Consider the following 16362-nt stretch of genomic DNA (forward strand, 5'->3'; position numbering starts at 1 on the left):
ACGTGGACTTAATGCCAGGAAATTCCGGGGAACTTCAGAACAGAGCACGCAAAGAGCCGGCGCAGAAGCTGCACCGTTGGTCCACGATACCCGCTCGGACCCCAGGTACCAAAATCAGCGAAGCGCCCCGCCAGACCCCAGGTGGGCGCATCGTCTTCGCAAGTCAGGGCGCATAATGAACAACGATGACTGGACCCGCTTCCCCGGCCCGCAATCCGGTGATTCTCACCGTCGATGACGATCCCGCAGTGTCCCGGGCTGTCGCCCGCGACCTGCGTAAACACTACGGCGAGCGCTATCGCATCGTGCGCGCCGAATCTGGACAGGACGCGCTGGTCGCGATCAACGAGCTACAGCTGCGGGGCGACACCGTGGCGATGTTCATCGCCGACTACCAGATGCCGGAGATGAACGGCATCGACTTCCTGGAACTGGCCATGGACGTGTTCCCGCTGGCCCGGCGCGTGCTGCTGACCGCATACGCGGACACCCACGCCGCGATCAACGCCATCAATCTCGTCGACCTCGACCACTATCTGCTCAAGCCGTGGGACCCGCCCGAGGAGAAGCTGTACCCGATCATCGACGGCCTGCTGGAGGCCTGGCACGAGGTCGGCGATCGCGCCGTCCCGCACACCAAGGTGATCGGCCACCGCTGGAACCCCCGGTCCTGGGAGGTCCGGCAGTTCCTGGCCCGCAACCAGCACTACTACCGCGCGTACGCGTCGGACGAGCCCAAGGGCAAGCAGCTGCTGACCGCCGCCGGTCTCGACGGACTGGAGCTGCCCGTGGTGATCTCCGAGCAGGGCGAGACGCTGGTCCAGCCGACCGATGCGCAACTGGCCGGGATGCTCGGCCTGGCCACCACCCCATCGCTGGAGATGTACGACCTGGCCGTCATCGGCGGCGGCCCCGCCGGCCTGGCCGCCGCGGTGTACGGCGCGTCGGAAGGGCTGCGAACCGTCCTGATCGAGCGCACCACCACCGGCGGCCAGGCAGGCCGCAGCTCGCGGATCGAGAACTACCTGGGCTTCGAGACCGGCATCTCGGGCGCCGAGCTGACGACGTCGGCGCGACGGCAGGCCGAACGCTTCGCCGCCGAGGTCATCACCACCCGCGAGGTCGTCGAGCTGGACGTCTCGGCGCTGGCGAGCAAGACGCTGACCTTCGACGACGGCCGGAGCATCACCGCCCGGTCGGTCATCCTTGCCACCGGCGTCGACTACCGGCACCTGCAGGTGAGCGGCTGTTGGGAGGACCCCGACAGCGTCGGCAACAGCTATGTCGGCAACGGCGTCTTCTACGGTGCGTCGGTGTCGCAGGCCTCCGAATGCGCGGGTGAGGACGTCTACATCGTCGGCGGCGCGAACTCCGCCGGCCAGGCCGCCATGTTCATGTCGCAGCAGGCCAAGTCGGTGACGCTGTTGGTGCGTGGCAAGTCGCTCGAGGCGTCGATGTCGTACTACCTGATCCAGCAGATCGAGAACACTCCCAACATCAGCGTCCGGACCTGCACCGAGGTGGTCGACACCTGTGGCGAGGACGGGCACCTGACCGGGCTGTGGCTGGTGAACAACAGCACCGGCGAGCGCGAGAAGGTCGACTGCTCACGGCTGTGCTGTTTCATCGGCGCCACCCCGCGGACCCAGTGGCTGGAGCAAGCCGGCATCGCCCGCGACGACCACGGTTTCATCCTGACCGGACCGGATCTCAAGGACGTCTGCGGCTGGAACCTGGACCGGCCACCGCACCACTTGGAAACAAGTGTGCCCGGTGTGTTTGTTGCAGGTGATGTCCGCGCTGAATCGGCCAAACGGGTCGCGGCCGCGGTCGGCGAAGGCTCGATGGCCGTGATGCTGGTCCACCGGTATCTGGCGGAAACGTAGGAGGAGACCGGTATGGGCGAGACGTGCGCGCGTAGTGAACTGAAAACGCTGTTCCTGTTCGAGGCACTGACCGATGAACAGTTGGACACGCTCTGCGCCAACGGTCACATCGCGACGTTCGAACCCGGCCCGGTCTGCACCGAGGGCGAGCCGGCGACGTGTTTCTACGTGATGCTCGACGGTGAGCTCGTCATGTCGATGAAGTCCGGCGGGATCGACATCGAGACCAACCGCACCTCGATGCGCGGCGTGTACTGCGGCGCCTGGTCCGCCTACATCCCCGACGAGCAGCCGGTGTACGAGGCGTCGGTGCGGGTGACCAAGCCGTCGCGGTTCTTCGTCCTGGACGCCAACGCCTACGCCGACTTCATGCGCAAAGAGTTCCCGATGGCGGTGCACCTACTCGAGGGCCATAAGGTCGGCGGCCGCCGCGGACGCCAGATCGTCGGCCAACGGGAGAAGCTCCTCGCTCTCGGCCAGCTCTCGGCCGGCCTGACACACCAGCTGAACAACCCGGCAGCCGCGACCGCCCGCGCCGTGGCGGACCTGCACGACCGGATCGGCAAGATGCGGCACAAGCTGGCCATGCTGGCCGACGGTCAGGTCAGCCCGCAATCGCTCCGCGTCCTGGTCGGCATCCAGGAGGGCATCGCCGATCAGGTGCTCAAGGCCAGAAACCAGGAGCTGTCGGCCATCGAGGCTTCCGACCGCGAAGACCAGATCGGCGAATGGCTCGAGGATCACGGCATCGCGGCCGCCTGGGACTACGCCCCCACCTTCGTCGACGCCGGCCTGGATGTCGCTTGGCTGGAAGGCATTTCGTCATCCCTCGGTGACGGCGACTCGTCCGCGACGCTGCAGGGCGCGCTGGGCTGGTTGAAATACACCATCGACACCGAGCTGCTGATGTGCGAGATCTCCGAAGCGAGCAAACGGATTTCGACACTGCTGGCCGGCGCCAAGCAGTACTCACAGATGGACCGCGCCCCGTACCAGAGCGCCAACGTGCACGACCTCCTGCGCAGCACGCTGATGATGTTCGGTGACCGCATCGGCAAGGACGGCACCACCTGCGTCAAGGTGGTCAAGGAGTACGACCCGGCGCTGCCCGAATTGCAGTGCTACCCAGCCGATCTGAACCAGGTGTGGACGAACATCATCGACAACGCCCTGCAGGCCATGAAGGGCTGCGGTGTGCTGACGATCCGAACCAAGCGGGCCGGCGACGACACCGTCCGGATCGAGATCAACGACAACGGCCCGGGCATTCCGTCCGACGTCATCGAGCGCATCTTCACCCCGTTCTTCACGACCAAACCATTCGGCGAGGGCACGGGCCTGGGGCTCGACCTGGCGTGGCGAATCATCTGCGAAAAGCACCACGGGAACATCTACGTCGAATCGAAGCCCGGCGACACCACCTTCATCGTCACGCTGCCGGTACACGCCCCGGCGCCGGAAGAATTTCCGGCGGCGGCGGCAGCGGGATAGTTCGGCTCACCGCGCGCCGAACGGAATAGCCACCCGCGCCCGGGAGTTGCCGCAGAGGTGACCAAACCAGACCTCGGGCGCTACGGCGTATTCGGACGCGGCGCGACGCCGCAACAGGCAGCAGAAATCGAAGCGCTGGGCTACGGCGCGATCTGGGTCGGGGGATCCCCGCCCGCGGAGCTGGACTGGGTCGAGCCACTGCTCGGCGCGACGGAGCGGCTCAAGGTCGCGACCGGCATCGTCAACATCTGGACTGCGGCGGCCGGACCGGTGGCCGAGTCGTTCCACCGCATCAACACCGCGTATCCCGGCCGCTTCCTGCTCGGCATCGGCGTCGGGCACCGGGAGGCCATCGCCGAATACAAGAAGCCGATCGATGCGCTGAACGAGTACCTCGACAAACTCGACGAGTACGGCGTGCCGAAGGAACACCGCGTGGTGGCCGCGCTCGGCCCGCAGGTACTCAAGCTGTCGGCCCGGCGCAGCGCCGGCGCGCACCCGTACCTGACCACACCGGAACACACCGCCCAGGCGCGTGAATTGACCGGGCCGGACGCGTTCCTGGCGCCCGAGCACAAGGCGATCCTCACGACGGACGCGGACCAGGCCCGGGCGGTCGGCCGCAAGGCGTTGGAGATTTACCTCAATCTGAACAATTACCTCAACAGCTGGAAGCGGTTGGGGTTCAACGACTCTGACGTCGCCAAGCCGGGCAGCGATCGGCTCGTCGACGCGGTGGTCGCCTACGGCACGGTCGACGCCATCGCCGCCCGGCTGAAGCAGCACCTCGATGCCGGCGCCGACCATGTACCGGTCCAGGTGCTGACGTCGCCCGAGAACTTGGTGCCCGCACTGACCGAACTCGCCGGCGCCCTGGGCCTGCGGTAACTGGAGGGATCACGCATGAGCAAGCTGGACCTGGGCCGCGTCGGCGTGTGGACGTTCGGCGCCCCGAAACCCGAGCAGGCCGCCGAGATCGAGAAGCTGGGGTACACCGCGGTGTGGCCGGGCGGGTCCCCCGCCGGCGACCTGGCGTTTGTCGAGCCACTGCTGGCCGCGACGGAGAAGCTGCAGGTGGCCACCGGCATCGTCAACGTGTGGACGGCCCCCGCGGCTCAGGTCGCCGAGTCGTATCACCGGATCGAGGCCGCGTACCCGGGACGGTTCGTGCTGGGCGTCGGCATCGGCCATCCCGAGCACACCAAGGAGTACCGCAAGCCCTACGACGTTCTCGTCGAGTACCTGGATGAGCTGGACGCGGCGGGCGTCCCGGTGGCGCGCCGGGTGGTGGCGGCCCTCGGCCCGAAGGTGTTGCGACTGGCGGCCGATCGCAGCGCCGGCGCACACCCGTACCTCACCACCCCCGAGCACACGGCCGAGGCGCGCAAGGTCATCGGACCGGATGCGTTCCTCGCTCCCGAGCACAAGGTGGTGCTGACCGATGGTTCGGCGGAGGCCACCGAGGAGGCGCGGGCCATCGGCCGTGAGACCGTCGACTTCTATCTGAATCTCAGTAATTACCTGAACAATTGGCGCCGGCTCGGCTTCTCCGAGGACGACATCGCCAAGCCGGGCAGCGACGCGTTGATCGATGCGGTGGTCGCCCACGGCACGCCCGACGCCATCGCCGCGCGGCTGACCGAGCATCTCGACGCCGGTGCCGATCACGTGACCGTCCAGGTGCTGGGCGGCTGGGACAAGCTGGTGCCTACCTTGACAGCGCTGGCGGGGCCGCTGGGCCTGCGCGGATAGCCCTGGCGCTCAGCGCTTTTGACCCTGGCCGTCCTGCTGGCCGTCCTGCTGGCCGTCCTGCTGGTGGTCCCGCTGCTGCAGGCTGCGGCGCAGCCAGTACCAGTGCTGCCGTTGCAGCGGGGGCTTCGGAGTCTCGGTAACGGGCGGCGCGGCAACCGGCTGATTGGGCGGCACGGCCTTCGGCGGCGCGACGGCCGGGACGGCGGCCGCAGTGACGACGACCTGCGCCGGAACGGCCACATGGTTGGCGGTCGGCAGCGGGCCCGCATCCTGCGGGACGTACTGGGTCGACTTCGTATGGTCGGCGACAGTCAGAGGCGTCGATGGAGAATCGTTGCCGCCCAACATGATTGCGCCGGCCGCGGCAGCGACGGTGACACCGCCGAACAGCATCGCGACGATCCGCACGCGGCTGTTTCGTGGCTTCGCGGCCGCCACAACCGGGACGGGCGCAGGCTGGGCTACGACTTCTTCCGGTTCCACTGCCGACCAGGCCAGCGCGCCGAACGGCAGTGTCGGTGCCCCGTGCAGCGTTCCGCTGGCGGGGTCGGACGAGTACTCCAGGTTCGGGAAGGTGTCGGTCATGGCAGTGGACATGGCGTGCTCCTGTGTCGTTCTCGCGGTCCCGTTTCGGGCTGCCCTCATAGGTAGGAGCAGCGCAGTACCCGCGTCGGGACAACTTTTTGGCGAGCTTTTCTTCTCGGCTCGAGATCGGCCGGACTAGTAGATGATCGGCGGCTGCGTCGTCGTCACCGGTGCGGGCTCGATCGGGCCCACGGGGCCCGGCGGCAACGGCCGCGGCCGGGGTGGTTTCGGCGTGCCGCTCGGTGTCGTCGGGGTCGGCGATGGGAGCGGCTCGGTGATGACGGGCGGCGTCTGGCTGGGTGACGGCTGTTCGGAGACGACGGGCGGCCGCGGATGGTGCGGCGGCAACGGCCGCGGCGACGGCAGGGGCGTCACGACGGGCGGCGGGGCGGGCGGCAGCGGGACCGGCGACTGCTGCGGCGGCTGCACTGTCTGGGGCGGACGGGCCGTCGGTGGCTCGACCGGAGCGGTGACGACGGCGGTCGGGGTGGCCGGCGGCGGGGGTGCGACCGTCGTCGTCGCCAGGTTTTCGGTCGTGGTGCCGGGCGAGGTGGTGACGGAGGTGGTTACGCCTTGCGGGGTGACGGGCTCGTTGGTCTCGTACCGCCAGCCGATGGTCAGCGCCAGCACGATCAGTGGGATGCCGATCAGCAGTGACATCGTCAGCATCACGCGACCGTTGGGCGGGGTCGTCGCGGGCTCCGGGCCGGCCTCATCGGCGACGGGGAACTGCTCGGTCGACGCATCTAGCAGGGCACTCTGCGCTTGGGTGGGTGCGCTGCTCAGATTCGCGGTGGTGGACGTCAGCTGAATCCGATGCAGCGTGCGGTCCCGCAGCCAGGTGGGCGCCGGGATGAACAGCGGTGTGCCGCCGAGCAGCGCGACCGGGTTGACCATTCGGCGACGGTCCTGATCGCAGGTCGGGCAGCTTTCGATGTGACGGGCGATCCGCTTGCGCATCAGGATGGTGAAGGTCCCGTCCCATCCCGCGATGATCGCGCCCAGCTCCGCGCAGTTGTTGCCACTCTGGCCACGGCGGGCGACCAGCAGCGCGCCCAGCGAGCGCTCCATGGTGTCGCGGAGCCGCTGCATGATCTTCTTGGCGCTGGCGGTGCTGACACCGAGCGCCTCGGCAAGTTCAGGCCCCTCCAGTCCGTGGCGGTAGCCGAGCTCCAGCACCGCCCGGTCCCGGTCGGACAGCCCGCCGGCCGCTTCGGCGACCAGTTGTGCCAGTTCATTTCGGGCCGCCAGGGTGTCCGGTCCGGCGTCGCCGGACGCCTCGTCGGGCAGCTCATCGGACGGTTCTTCGCGGCGCCGCTGCCGGATCCGGCGCAGCGCCTCGTTCCGGGCGATGGCGTACAGCCAGGGCCGCAGTTTGTCGGGTTCGCGCAGCTTGTCCAAAGCTGTTGCCGCGGTGCAGAACACGTCTTGGACACAGTCCGCGGCGGCGTCGCGATCCCGGACCATGCCCACGCAGAAGTCGTGGAGCCGGTCTGCGTAGCGGTCATAGATGCCGGCAAACGCCATGCGATCGCCGGAAAGCGCGGCGCCGACCAAGTCGGCGTCGCTGACGATGTCCCAATCTGGTACTGCGGTCATGAGACGGGCTCCCGTACCGAATCGATCGCCGGTATGCACTGATGCTAGTCCGGCGAAGGCGAGCTGATTTGCCGAATCAACGAGCATCGGCGCTGGCTTCAATGTTGGCTTCAACGAGGAGAACGAGAGCAGCCCGGACCCGGTTCAATACGGGACCCGGCTGCGTCTCGAATCCGCGCAGGCGGTGTGCCGTCACGGCCAGTCAGTGGTGGTCGTGATCGTGGTCGTGGTGCTTCCAGTCCCAGTTGTGCCAGTAGTAGAAGTCGTGGCAGTGGTCCCAGTCCCACCACGCCCACGAGCAGTACTCGTAACCCCAGTGCTGGGGCACCGGGACGGAGGGCTGCGCCTGTGCGGTGCCCGCCGTCATGCCCAACGCGGCGAGGGCCATGCTGCCGGACAGCAGCGCTGCCGCGGCGGCCCGCTTCGCGAGGGACTGCCGTTTGGCGGGGGTGTTGTCGATGCTCATTTCGTGCTCCTTTGGGTGTCGCAGGCGCCCCGTGCGGGCTCTGTCATAGGTAGGAGCGCGACCCCCGGAAGCCGGGGACACTTTTTTCGGAAGAAACCGAATCGCCACGAAAAACTTGTCAGACTCTGCTGCCGACACTGCTCATACAGGCATGAGCAACCATTCGAATACCCCGTGGAACCCCGACACCGACAACACCATCGCAGCCGACGTCATAGCCGCCGCCCCGCGTTCGGTGACCCTCACTCGGCTCGCGTACAGCGACCAGCTCGACCTCCCCGATGCGGCGGAGGACGACGCCACCGTTGTCGTCAGCACCGACGACGGCCGCCGGGCCCGACGCTGCGTCGCGCTGGCGATGGGCGGCGCGGCCAGTGTGATCGTGGCATCGGCCGCCGTGGCATTCGCCGCGATCAGTTCACTTGACGCCGGCACCTCGGTGACTGCCGCCGGCGGGTCGACTGCCCTGCCCGCGGCCGCCCCGGCCGTCCTGATGCCGCCGGGGGCGCGGCCCGCGCCCCCGGCTCCGCAGGCGGCACCGGCCGCTCCGGTGGTCACCGATCACGTGCCGGCGGCCGTCCCCCAGCGACCGGCAGCACCCGTCGTCACCGCGGCGCCGAAGGCCGGCCCCGCCCCCGAGATGGCACCTCCGGCTCCCGCCCCAGAGGCGGTCCCGGCCCCGCCCGAGCAACTGCCATTGCCCACGTTCCCGCCGATCGTCATCAATCTGCCGGTGCCGCCGGCGGCACCGCCGAAGGAGCCGCCCACCAAACCCGAAGGGCCGGTGGTGAAGGGCCCGCTCGCCATTCCGAGCCCCGGGAAGACGCCTCCGGTCAACCCGAACCTGCCCCTGGACGCCGGCTGACATCCGTCAGACGTACAAGCCCGCCACGGTGGTCATCGCCACCGTGGCGGGCTTTCGCGTTGACCCTGTACGCAGGGCGTACTTGTTCGAGTGACGAACGCCCTCACGTCAGAATCAACGACTCAGCGCACCGAAGTTCCGCTGACCCTGAGCCCAGGGCGCACGGTCAGGCCCCACGCCGTGGTTCATCTCCGGCCGCCTGAACCCGGATCACCGGTGGGAGGCGTCGGCGCTTCGAACGAGGGCGGCGCAACCGACATCGGCGGACGCGTCACCGGGCCGGGCCTGCTGACCGGGTGATCCGGCGGTGCCGGTTGCGGTGCGGGCGTCGGTTCGGCAGCCGGCGAATCCTGCGGAGGCTGAGGTTGCTGACTCGGTGCCACCACCGGTGGTGCGACAGATTTGGTCGAGACCGGCACCAGCGTCTCCGGCGCACCGGACGACGGCGGCGGGCTCGGCGGTGCCGAAAACGGCGTCGTCGCAGGCGTTTCCAGCGGCACCGTGACACCGCTGTCAGCCGGTTCCCGCTCATGGCGGCCCGGACCGGCAATCGTCCAGGCCAGACCCCCCAGCAACAGCACGAGCGCCCCGACGGCCAGGCTGATCGGCAAGGCCGGCCGACGGCGTCGTTCCTCAACCGGCGCGGCACCGGCGACCGTCCCGGTGTCGGCGCTGTCAACCAAATCGGTTGTCCGACAGACCAGCTGAATGTCCGCGAGCGTTGTATCCCGGAGTTCCTTCGGGGCCGGGATGAAGGGCATGGCACCCAGCAGCGCCGCCGGACTCACCCGGCGGCGCCGTTCGGATTCACACTCGGGGCAGGATTCGATGTGCCGGGCGATGCGCTTGCGCATCAACACCGTCATCGTCCCGTCCCAACCATCAAGCACCGCAGCAAGATCCGGGCATCGCGCCGGGTCCTGCCGGGTCTGCCGGGCTACCAGCAACGCACCGAGCGAACGGCCGACCATCTCCCGCGCCCGGTGCGTCAGGGTATTTGCGGTGGCCGGGCTGACGCCGAGTGCTTTGCCCAGTTCCGGTCCGTCGAGCCCGTGGCGGTAGCTCAGTTCGATGACCTCGCGGTCGCGATCCGAGAGACCACCGCAGGCCTCGCGGATCAACTGCGCCAGGTCGTCCTGCTCGGCCAGGGCATCTGGGCCGGCTTCTGCCGATGCGCTGTCCAGGTACTCGTCGTCGGCCGGTTGTTCGAGCTTGCGCCGCTGAATGTGCCGCAAGGCCTGAGAGCGCGACACCGCGTACAACCACGGCCGCAGCTTCTCGGGCTGACGGAGCTTCGACAGCCCCGTCGCCGCGGTGCAGAACGCCTCGTGCACGCAGTCGGCAGCGGCGTCACTGTCGCGGACCATCCGCACGACGAAGTCGTTGAGGCGGTCCGCGTAACGGTCGTAGATCGCGGCGAACGCCGCGCGGTCGCCTGAGGCTGCCGCGCGGGCGAGTTCCTCGTCGGGTGCTTCGTCCCAATCGACAAGCGCGCTCATCGGCGCGTTCCCCTCAAATCAGTAGTAGTAGTTGTTGTAGAAACCGCTGTCGCCGTTGTCGCAGTTGACGTTGACGTCCCAGGTCCTGTTGAGCGGAACGCCCGGTACGAAGAAGGCCGCCTTGCCGGCGGGGTCCTGGTACGCCCTGGTGGTGAACCAGTCCGACGTGTAGGTGCACCAGGTGCCGCCACCACCGCCCTGCCAGCTGACCCAGATGCCACCGATCTTCGGCACGAAATTCAGTCCCACCTGGTTCGCCTGCGCGGTGCCGGCACCCATCAGCGCAACCGGAATCGATACCGCTGCGGCCATTCCAGCAACGAGGCGCTTCAGCCTGGCAGTTGACATGTGCTCCACCTTTCCTCTGCTCGGCCCGGTTGGCCTCGCTTGTCTGTAGGAGCATTTCGCCGCCTCAATCCTGACAACTTTTTCGGCACTTGGTCAGGCATCGGCAAAGAAGTCGGGTATTTCGGAAAGCCCGCTGAGCTACCACGGCGGGGTAACCGCCCCCAGAGCACTGTCGGCAGCCCCTTGCCAACACCGGTCGACAATTACTAGGATATGCAAGTATCTCGCCTAGAGCCGAGAACCCGAACTCTCCATACCTTTGGACGGACGTCATGACCACCCAGATTCCGCACTTCATCAATGGCCAGCGCACCACCGGCGAATCCACTCGCACCGCCGACGTGCTCAACCCCAGCACCGGCCAGGCCCAGGCCGAGGTGCTCCTGGCATCGGCAGCCGACGTCGACACCGCGGTCGCGGGTGCTGTTGTCGCACAACGGGAATGGGCGTCGTGGAACCCGCAGCGCCGGTCGCGGGTGCTGATGAGGTTCGTCGACCTCGTGAACCAGAACAAGGAGGAACTGGCGCGCCTGCTGTCCCTGGAACACGGCAAGACCTTCGACGACTCGCTCGGTGACATCCAGCGCGGCGTCGAGGTCATCGAGTTCGCCGTCGGCATCCCGCACCTGATGAAGGGCGAGTTCACCGAGGGCGCCGGAGCAGGCATCGACGTCTACTCGATGCGGCAGCCGCTCGGCGTCGTCGCCGGCATCACGCCGTTCAACTTCCCCGCCATGATCCCGCTGTGGAAGGCCGGACCGGCCCTGGCTTGCGGCAACGCCATCATCATCAAGCCGTCCGAGCGCGACCCCTCGGTACCGCTGCGCCTGGCCGAGCTGTTCATCGAGGCGGGCCTGCCCGCGGGCGTCCTGCAGGTGGTCAACGGTGACAAGGAAGCCGTCGACGCCATCCTGGCGCACCCGGACATCAAGGCAGTCGGCTTCGTCGGCAGCACCGACATCGCGCAGTACATCTACTCGAACGCCGCCGCGAACGGCAAGCGGGCGCAGTGCTTCGGTGGCGCCAAGAACCACATGGTCGTGATGCCCGACGCCGACCTGGACCAAGCCGTCGATGCGCTGATCGGTGCCGGTTACGGCAGCGCCGGTGAACGGTGCATGGCGATCAGCGTCGCCGTGCCGGTCGGCGAAGAAACCGCAAACCGGTTGCGCAACAAGCTCGTCGAGCGCGTCAACCAGCTGCGGGTCGGCCACAGCCTGGACCCGAAGGCCGACTACGGCCCACTGGTCACCGGTGCGGCCCTGGAGCGGGTGCGCGACTACATCGGCCAGGGTGTGGATGCGGGCGCCGAGCTCGTGGTCGACGGCCGCGAACGCGCCAGCGACGACCTCACGTTCAGTGTCGATGGAGCCGATGCTTCCCTTCAAGGTGGCTTCTTCCTCGGCCCCACCCTGTTCGACCACGTCACCCCCGACATGTCGATCTACACCGATGAGATCTTCGGCCCGGTCCTGGTGATCGTCCGCGCCCACGACTACGAGGAGGCGCTGCGCCTGCCGTCGGAGCACGAGTACGGCAACGGCGTCGCCGTATTCACGCGCGACGGCGACACCGCCCGTGATTTCGTCTCGCGCGTGCAGGTCGGCATGGTCGGCGTCAACGTGCCGATCCCAGTTCCGGTGTCCTACCACAGCTTTGGCGGCTGGAAGCGGTCCGGATTCGGCGACCTCAACCAGTACGGGACGGCGTCGATCCAGTTCTACACCAAGGTCAAGACCGTCACCGAGCGCTGGCCGTCGGGCATCAAGGACGGGGCCGAGTTCTCGATCCCCACCTTCAAGTAAGGGCCGGCGTTGAGCATCGACCTCTTCGGACTGGACGACGACGAACGCGTGATCGCCGAGACGGCGGCCGCGTTCGCCGAAAAAAGGCTGGCACCAAACGCTTTGGCGTGGGATGCCGACGAGCACTTCCCCACCGGCGTCCTGCGGGAAGCGGCCGAGCTGGGCATGGCGGCCATCTACTGCAATGACGACGTGGGCGGTAGCGGGCTACGACGGCTGGACGGGGTGCGCATCTTCGAGCAGCTCGCCACCGCCGACCCGACCATCGCGGCGTTCCTGTCGATCCACAACATGTGCGCGTGGATGGTGGACAGCTACGGCACCCCGGAGCAGCGCAAGACCTGGCTGCCGAAGTTGGCTTCGATGGAGTCCATCGCCAGTTACTGCCTCACCGAGCCGGGCGCCGGCAGTGACGCGGCGGCCTTGCGCACCAAGGCCGTTCGTGATGGCGACCACTACGTGCTCGACGGAGTCAAGCAGTTCATCTCCGGCGCGGGCGTCTCCGACGTCTACGTCGTGATGGCCCGCACCGGGGCCGACGGACCCCGCGGCATCTCCGCCTTCATCATCGAAAAAGACACGCCGGGACTGAGTTTCGGCGCCAACGAGGAGAAGATGGGCTGGCACGCCCAGCCGACCGCCCAGGTGATCCTGGAGGGTGTACGGGTGCCCGCCGAAGCCATGCTCGGCGGCACCGACGGCGAGGGCACCGGTTTCTCCATCGCGATGAACGGCCTCAACGGCGGCCGCATCAACATCGCGGCGTGCTCTCTGGGCGGGGCGCAGGCCGCTTACGACAAGGCGCTGGGCTACCTGGCCTCGCGTGAGGCATTCGGCGGAGCCCTGATCGACGAGCCGACCATCCGTTTCACGCTCGCGGACATGGCGACGACCTTGGAGACTTCGCGAAACATGTTGTGGCGGGCGGCAACCGCGCTCGACACCAATAATCCGCGCAAGGTCGAACTGTGCGCCATGGCCAAGCTGCACGTCACCGAGGCCTGCTACACGGTGGCCGACCAGGCCCTCCAGTTGCACGGCGGCTACGGCTATCTGCGCGAGTACGGACTGGAGAAAATCGTCCGCGATCTCCGGGTGCACCGCATCCTGGAGGGGACGAACGAGATCATGCGCGTGGTCATCGGGCGGGCCGCCTCTGCCGGCGCGCGTAAACCCGCATAACGAAACGAGAAGAGGACCGTCGATGGCGACGATTGCATTCCTGGGCCTGGGCCACATGGGCGGCCCGATGGCGGCGAACCTGATCGCGGCCGGGCACACCGTGCACGGCTTCGACCCGGTCCCGGCCGCGGCGCAGGCGGCACGGGACCACGGCGCGGCCACATTCGACAGCGGCGCCGAGGCGGTCGCCGGCGCCGACGTCGTCATCACCATGCTGCCCAACGGCGACCTGGTGAAGAGCTGCTACGCCGACATCCTGCCCGCCGCGGCGCCCGGCACGCTGTTCATCGATTCGTCCACCATCTCGGTCGACGACGCCCGTGAAGTACACCGCCTGGCCGGCGAGCACGGCTTCGCGCAACTGGACGCCCCGGTGTCCGGCGGCGTGAAAGGTGCGACGGCAGGCACCTTGGCGTTCATGGTCGGCGGCGAGCCCGAGGCCTTCGAGCGCGGGCGCGCTGTGCTCGAGCCGATGGCCGGCAAGATCATCCACTGCGGCGACTCGGGAGCCGGCCAGGCCGCCAAGGTGTGTAACAACATGGTGCTCGCCGTCCAGCAGATCGCGATCGGAGAGGCGTTCGTGCTCGCCGAGCACCTCGGCCTCGACAAGCAGTCGCTGTTCGACGTGATCACCGGGGCGACCGGCAACTGCTGGGCCGTGCAGGTGAACTGCCCCGTCCCCGGTCCGGTACCGACCTCGCCTGCGAACAACGAATTCCAGCCCGGTTTCGCCACGGCCCTGATGAACAAGGACCTCGGTCTGGCGATGGCTGCGGTGCGCTCGACGGGATCGTCGGCACCCCTCGGTAGCCACGCCGCGGACATCTACGCGAAGTTTGCCGCCGAGCATGCCGATCTCGACTTCAGCGCGGTAATCAACCTGCTGCGTCAATGACGTCGCCTCACCATCACCGCACGTCACAGTGGTATTCGTTAGTTAACTGTGACATCGCGCGCATTAGGGCATAGGATGCGTGGGTCGCACAGGGAGGATTCGCGCCGCATGACTTTCAAATATTCCGCCAAGGGGGCCGCGGCCTCGGCTACGGCGATTGCTGTGGCGTTTTTCGGAGCGGGCATCGCCTTCGCGTCGCCCGGTCCGGTGAACCCCAACAACCCGGGAACCGACCCGTCGCAGCCGACGCAGACTCAGCAGGCCAGCAAGAACAACGAGTCGGCCACCACCCCGTCGGGTGACGTCGGCACGGCCAGCAGCAAGACCGTCTCCAGCTCGACGTCGAGCTCGACCGCCGGCCACACCGGCAAGACGGCGCGCAACAACGACAACGGTCTGGACTGGGGTGACGACTGGAGCCTTGGTGGCTTCCCGCCGATCAACCTGTCGAGCATGCAGCCGCCGGAGGCCACCGTTGCGATTCCGCTGTCGCTCGGCCTGCCCGGCCTGAGCCTGCCCAGCCTGGTGCTCGACGCCGGTCTCGGTGGTCTGGTCAGCGGAATCGGGGCCCTGCTCCTGAACGGCGCCGCAGCCGCCGTGCCGACGGGCGCAACGCTGGGGGCCCCGGTCGCCGCGGCCGCAGCTCCGGCCGCGACCGCCGCCACCTTCGGCACCCTGTCCGCCGTCGGCGACATCGCGAAGGTCTCCTCCGCGGCCGCCGCTCCGGCCCTCTCGGTTCCCGCCATGGCGGCTCCGGCAGTGGCTGCCCCCAGCCTCGGCGGACTGCCGGCCATCGGCGCGCCGGCCATCGGTTCGCTCGGCGCGCTGGCCGCTCCGAAGCTGCCCGGCATCAGCATGCCGAAGCTGCCGAGCGCCGGCCTGCCGGAAATGCCGGACTTCACCAAGTTGGGTGCCCCCAAGCTGCCCAAGCCGGAAGACCTGCCCCACCCGGAGATCGGTCTCCCGCAGGCCCCGAAGATCGGAATGCCGGACATCCCGCACCCGAAGATCGGCTTCCCGCCGCACCCGCGGATCTTCCCGAAGATCGGCCTGCCGAAGGTCAGCCTTCCGTGGTTCTGAGCCGCTGAAAGGCCGCTGAAAGACCGTTGAGAGAGGCGGGGCTCGGCGCCCCGCCTCGACAATTGAAAAGCTGTGAAGAACTGGTGGTCAGCCCTGGGCTGACCACCAGTTCTTGTGTAGGCGCTCGCAACCGGCGGCCAGCAGGCCGTCGTACTCCGCGCGCACCTGGACCGCCCCGGGGAAATCCTGGCCGGCCGAGTAGCCGGTGGTGACCACCAGCGTCGCCAGCTTGGCGGCACGCGCTGCGCGGAAACCACGAACACCGCCCGCCACCGCCAGCGCGCTCTCCGGCGCCAGACCGAGCTCCCACAGTGCGTGGCCGTGCAGATCGGGTTCCCGGGTCGGCCGCGGCAGATCGTCGGGCGTCACGATCGTGTCTGCGATGCCGTCGCCCAGCAACTGACGAACCAGCGGCTCCACCCACGACCGGCTACCGGTGCTGACCACGGCCACCGCTACCCCGGCGCCGAACAGCCCGGCCGCGAGATCGGCGAGGCCGTCGCGCGGGCTGACGTCGCCATCGAGGACCGCTGCCTCGAACAGGTCGGTCTTGGTGCGGTACACGTGCGCCGCGATCTCGGTGCTGACGCGCCCGTAGCCGCGTCGGCGCAGTGCCGAAGCGACGCGTCGCTGTTCGTCGGCGATGCGGACCAGCCGGCCGTATTCGGTGACCGACCAGGAGATATCCAGTCCATGCTCGGCGAATGCGGCGTTGAACGCCACCCGGTGTGCGTCGCGCTCGACATCGGCCAGCGCACCGTCCAGGTCGAAGATCACCGCCCGCAACGGTTCGATCACGGCATGGGCCGGGCGCGCCACATCCCACCAGAACGTGCGCTCCGCACAACTCACCGACATGCCACCAGCGTGTCCCACGTCACACGTTCCTGGCCTCCCCCCAATGGGGGA

15 protein-coding genes are annotated in these 16362 nt (G+C 68.1%); 9 read left to right on the forward strand and 6 right to left on the reverse strand.

Annotated elements, in window-relative coordinates:
* Positions 1-185 precede the first annotated feature (185 nt).
* From ACWW1C_RS23100 to ACWW1C_RS23115, 4 genes are read left to right on the forward strand one after another with little or no spacing between them, the layout of a single operon-like run.
* Positions 186-1886 carry an FAD-dependent oxidoreductase gene (locus ACWW1C_RS23100; protein WP_455980438.1) on the forward strand — a complete coding sequence of 567 codons (1701 nt, stop codon included), beginning with the start codon at positions 186-188 and terminating at the stop codon, positions 1884-1886.
* Positions 1887-1898: 12 nt separating this feature from the next.
* Complete coding sequence (locus tag ACWW1C_RS23105; protein ID WP_455980439.1) at positions 1899-3377, forward strand: ATP-binding protein; 1479 nt, start codon at positions 1899-1901, stop codon at positions 3375-3377.
* Between the two features lie 57 nt (positions 3378-3434).
* A complete protein-coding gene (locus ACWW1C_RS23110) occupies positions 3435-4265 on the forward strand; it encodes an LLM class F420-dependent oxidoreductase (protein WP_455980440.1) in 831 nt (276 codons plus the stop codon).
* A 15-nt stretch (positions 4266-4280) separates the two neighbouring features.
* On the forward strand, positions 4281-5129 hold the full coding sequence (locus ACWW1C_RS23115; protein ID WP_455980441.1) for an LLM class F420-dependent oxidoreductase: 849 nt from the start codon (positions 4281-4283) through the stop codon (positions 5127-5129).
* Between the two features lie 9 nt (positions 5130-5138).
* Here the strand turns inward: ACWW1C_RS23115 and ACWW1C_RS23120 are convergent, their stop codons facing one another.
* The 3 genes from ACWW1C_RS23120 to ACWW1C_RS23130 all read right to left on the reverse strand — a co-directional run bounded on the left by ACWW1C_RS23120 (position 5139) and on the right by ACWW1C_RS23130 (position 7779).
* Positions 5139-5726, reverse strand: coding sequence for a hypothetical protein (locus ACWW1C_RS23120; RefSeq protein WP_455980442.1), 588 nt, complete (start codon positions 5724-5726; stop codon positions 5139-5141).
* A gap of 123 nt (positions 5727-5849) precedes the next feature.
* Positions 5850-7313 (reverse strand): RNA polymerase sigma factor, encoded by a 1464-nt coding sequence (locus ACWW1C_RS23125; protein ID WP_455980443.1) that lies wholly within the window; start codon positions 7311-7313, stop codon positions 5850-5852.
* Between the two features lie 202 nt (positions 7314-7515).
* The gene (locus ACWW1C_RS23130; RefSeq protein WP_455980444.1) at positions 7516-7779 is read right to left on the reverse strand and encodes a hypothetical protein; all 264 of its coding nucleotides are present in this window, start codon (positions 7777-7779) and stop codon (positions 7516-7518) included.
* Between the two features lie 151 nt (positions 7780-7930).
* Here ACWW1C_RS23130 and ACWW1C_RS23135 point away from each other — a divergent pair, with 151 nt between their 5' ends.
* Positions 7931-8644 carry a hypothetical protein gene (locus tag ACWW1C_RS23135; RefSeq protein ID WP_455980445.1) on the forward strand — a complete coding sequence of 238 codons (714 nt, stop codon included), beginning with the start codon at positions 7931-7933 and terminating at the stop codon, positions 8642-8644.
* A 185-nt stretch (positions 8645-8829) separates the two neighbouring features.
* Here ACWW1C_RS23135 and ACWW1C_RS23140 read toward each other — a convergent pair whose 3' ends face one another.
* Positions 8830-10143, reverse strand: a complete 1314-nt coding sequence (locus tag ACWW1C_RS23140; protein ID WP_455980446.1) for an RNA polymerase sigma factor — start codon at positions 10141-10143, stop codon at positions 8830-8832.
* Between the two features lie 18 nt (positions 10144-10161).
* Entirely contained in the window at positions 10162-10491 is a 330-nt protein-coding gene (locus ACWW1C_RS23145; RefSeq protein WP_455980447.1) for a hypothetical protein, read from the reverse strand.
* A gap of 272 nt (positions 10492-10763) precedes the next feature.
* On the opposite strand from ACWW1C_RS23145, the gene ACWW1C_RS23150 reads away from it, so the two are divergent.
* The 4 genes from ACWW1C_RS23150 (at position 10764) to ACWW1C_RS23165 (ending at position 15453) form a co-directional block, all read left to right on the forward strand.
* Positions 10764-12296 (forward strand): CoA-acylating methylmalonate-semialdehyde dehydrogenase, encoded by a 1533-nt coding sequence (locus ACWW1C_RS23150; protein WP_455980448.1) that lies wholly within the window; start codon positions 10764-10766, stop codon positions 12294-12296.
* A 15-nt stretch (positions 12297-12311) separates the two neighbouring features.
* Positions 12312-13478, forward strand: a complete 1167-nt coding sequence (locus tag ACWW1C_RS23155) for an acyl-CoA dehydrogenase family protein (RefSeq protein ID WP_455984405.1) — start codon at positions 12312-12314, stop codon at positions 13476-13478.
* A gap of 22 nt (positions 13479-13500) precedes the next feature.
* Entirely contained in the window at positions 13501-14373 is an 873-nt protein-coding gene (mmsB, locus tag ACWW1C_RS23160; RefSeq protein WP_455980449.1) for a 3-hydroxyisobutyrate dehydrogenase, read from the forward strand.
* A 108-nt stretch (positions 14374-14481) separates the two neighbouring features.
* A complete protein-coding gene (locus ACWW1C_RS23165) occupies positions 14482-15453 on the forward strand; it encodes a hypothetical protein (protein ID WP_455980450.1) in 972 nt (323 codons plus the stop codon).
* A gap of 87 nt (positions 15454-15540) precedes the next feature.
* On the opposite strand, the gene ACWW1C_RS23170 is transcribed toward ACWW1C_RS23165, so the two are convergent.
* Positions 15541-16311: an HAD family hydrolase gene (locus ACWW1C_RS23170; protein ID WP_455980451.1), complete on the reverse strand. Its 771-nt coding sequence runs from the start codon at positions 16309-16311 to the stop codon at positions 15541-15543.
* Positions 16312-16362 lie beyond the last annotated feature (51 nt).

The sequence above is a fragment of the Mycobacterium sp. HM-7 genome (genome assembly GCF_053852335.1).